This is a genomic window from Desulfosporosinus sp. Tol-M2, assembly GCF_059735615.1.
Window position 1 is genome coordinate 1 of record NZ_JCAIJG010000145.1, and the last position, 2,956, is coordinate 2,956.

The window sequence follows — 2,956 nt, forward strand, 5'->3', positions numbered from 1 at the left end:
GCAATCAGAGGACGAGCAAACGAAGTCCCCAGGAGATAGTTTCCTTCATAAACTGCTCCGGCCTTTAACGTCGGAAAAATAAACTCGGAGAGGAATTCTTCTCTCAGATCTTCAATATACAGTTTGCTTGCACCGCTTTTGATCGCCTTTTCCTGGAGAGGAGCCAGCTCTTCCCCTTGCCCGAGGTCCGCCGCCATGGCAATCACTTCATACCCGTACGTCTCCTTAAGCCAGGGAATAATAATGGAGGTATCCAATCCACCGGAATAGGCTAAAACAACTTTTTTCATGTCTCTCTCCCTCTTTTTCCAAATTCGTGTCCATGTGTTGTGTATAGTATACAGTCTCCAGTGAAAACTATTTGTTTTATTTTATTACTAACGCCATAATCGCTTTTTGGGCATGCAGACGGTTTTCTGCTTCATCAAAGACGACGGACTGAACCCCTTCAATAACATCATCCGTAATTTCTTCCCCACGGTGAGCCGGAAGGCAATGCAGAACAATGGCGGATTGATCCGCTTTCTTCAGTACCTCGGAATTGATCTGATATCCTTCAAAAGCCACCCTTCTCACTTGGGCCTCTTCTTCCTGGCCCATACTGGCCCAAACGTCCGTGTAAAGCACATCCGCACCTCTTACGGCTTCTAAAGGATCATCCACCACTTCTACCAGCCCACCGTTATTTTTTGCATCCGCCTGAGCCAAAGCGACAATCAATGGATCCGGCTTATATCCCGGAGGGGAAGCGATCACAACATGCAATCCCATTTTAGCTCCGCCAAACATCAGGGAATGAGCCATGTTATTCCCATCTCCAATGTAGGCAAGTTTCAAGCCCGCTAAGCGGCCTTTATGCTCCTGTATGGCCATCAGATCGGCAAGCACCTGACAGGGATGCAGCAGATCTGTAAGTCCGTTAATAACCGGAATCGTGGCATACTTTGCCAAATCCAGGACTTCCTGATGACTATAGGTCCGAATCATGATTCCATCGACCATCCGGGAAAGAACACGCGCCGTATCAGCAATCGTTTCTCCTCTCCCCAGTTGGATATCCCGTCCGCTCAGAAAGAGCGCATACCCTCCCAATTGGTACATCCCTACTTCAAAAGACACCCGGGTCCGTGTCGAAGACTTCGTAAAAATCATCCCCAAGGTCTTGCCTTGAAGAATCGGATGAGGACGTCCTGCTTTTTGCGCATCTTTAAGTTCTTTAGCTACATCTAAAATGCAGCCTATTTCAGCTTGAGAAAAATCATGAAGCGATATAAAGTCCCGCCCTTTAAAAATAGATTGATCGATTGTATGCATCTGTCATTCACTCCTTCGATATGTATTATCATACACTCATGTGTATAAAAATACAATGCCAGAAAGGAAACTATTTCGCTTCTATAAAACCGTTAATGAAAAAACCAAATAAAACTTCCACTTGACAACCTGAGCTGTCAAGCAGGAGTTTTATTCTTTTCCTACCCAGAAAACAAAGGCCGCTATGGAAGTTTTATTTACTTTATAGCATCCCTTCACCATTCTATTATAGCATAGTCAGTTCTGAAAAGACCACCTGGAAATTGGAGAAGCAAGGGTTTAGAGGGGGGCTTTGTCTCTCACTTCCAGAGTTCCGTAAATACTTGATCCAAAATCCCCAAGGCCTTATCCATTTCCCGTTTTTCAACAATCAGCGGGGGAAGGAACCGCAGGACCTTGCCGCCAACACAATTGATCAGCAGCCCGTTTAGTCGGCAAGCCTCGACAATCTCCGGGCCCAACCTGGAAACAGGCCATCCTAAAATAAACCCTTTCCCTCGGACGGGCTCCCCGGTCTGATACTTCCCGGCCAGTTCCTCGAGTCCCTTTTGAAAATACTTGGCTCGTTCCTGAACCCCTTCCATAAATCCGTCCTCAAGCATCACATCCAGGACAGCGCATCCTGCGGCGGTCGCCAAAGGGTTTCCCCCGAAGGTCGAAGCGTGATCGCCGGGCTGAAAGGCTTTTGCTGCTTCATCCGTGGCCAGCATTGCTCCAATCGGCACTCCGCCGCCCAAGGCTTTAGCCAAGGTCAGGATATCCGGAACCACACCGCTCCACTCATAAGCAAAGAGTTTTCCCGTCCGCCCCATGCCGCACTGCACCTCATCAAAGATTAACAAAGCCCCAAATTGATCACACAGGGCCCGCGCTCCTTGTAAAAACTCTCCGGAAGCCGGCAGTACTCCCCCTTCCCCCTGAATGGGCTCAATAAAGACTGCTGCAGTATTACTATTTACTTTAGCCTTTAAGTCCTCAAGATCATTCAATTTGGCATAAGAGCATCCTACGGGAAGCGGATCATACCCTTCCTGATATTTAGTCTGTCCTGTGAGCGTGAGGGTTGCCAAGGTCCGCCCGTGAAACGAATTTTCCAGTGTAACTACCTCGTATTTCTGCGCACCAAAATTTTTCCCGGCATATTTCCGGGCCAGTTTAAAGGCCGCTTCATTGGCCTCCGCTCCGCTGTTGCAAAAGAACACTTTATCCGCAAAAGAATGCTCCGCCAAACGCTCCGCCAAAGCGACCTGGTTCGGTATCCAGTATAAGTTTGACGTGTGCATGATCTCTTGGGCCTGTTCCTGAACCGCACGGACGATCGCCGGGTGATTATGTCCCAGGGAGTTGACCGCCAGCCCTGTCAAAAAATCCAAATAACGTCTCTCTTCCGTATCCCAAACCCAGGCTCCGTCCCCTTTGACAATCGTCATGGGTAGGCGGCCATAGGTATTCATAACTACGTTTTTCCCTCGCTCGATAATTGCCTCGCTTGATAAACCTTCTAATTGCTTCAAGTCTTCCACCCCCCCATTATCTGAACATTGTTCCGATTCCGCCATCAGTAAACAGCTCCAGCAAAATAGCATGGCTTTGCCGCCCGTCAAGGATATGCACGCTGCCGACGCCACCCTCTAAAGCCGAG

At 48.5% G+C, this 2,956-nt stretch carries 3 protein-coding genes and 1 pseudogene; all 4 read right to left on the reverse strand.

Features of this window, described 5'->3' with window-relative positions:
- A partial coding sequence (locus tag AC6I5A_RS11295) for an argininosuccinate synthase domain-containing protein (RefSeq protein WP_034615864.1) occupies positions 1–290 on the reverse strand: 290 nt, incomplete at its 3' end.
- A gap of 76 nt (positions 291–366) precedes the next feature.
- Positions 367–1,314, reverse strand: a complete 948-nt coding sequence (argF, locus tag AC6I5A_RS11300; protein ID WP_034615867.1) for an ornithine carbamoyltransferase — start codon at positions 1,312–1,314, stop codon at positions 367–369.
- 299 nt (positions 1,315–1,613) lie between these two features.
- Positions 1,614–2,828 carry an acetylornithine transaminase gene (locus AC6I5A_RS11305; protein WP_034615870.1) on the reverse strand — a complete coding sequence of 405 codons (1,215 nt, stop codon included), beginning with the start codon at positions 2,826–2,828 and terminating at the stop codon, positions 1,614–1,616.
- Positions 2,829–2,844: 16 nt separating this feature from the next.
- Positions 2,845–2,956, reverse strand: a pseudogene (locus tag AC6I5A_RS11310) (acetylglutamate kinase); the annotation flags it as partial.

Excerpts from the sequence above, each read along its gene's own strand:
- argF (WP_034615867.1), bottom strand. The coding sequence starts at position 1,314 with ATGCATACAATCGATCAATCTATTTTTAAAGGGCGGGACTTTATATCG.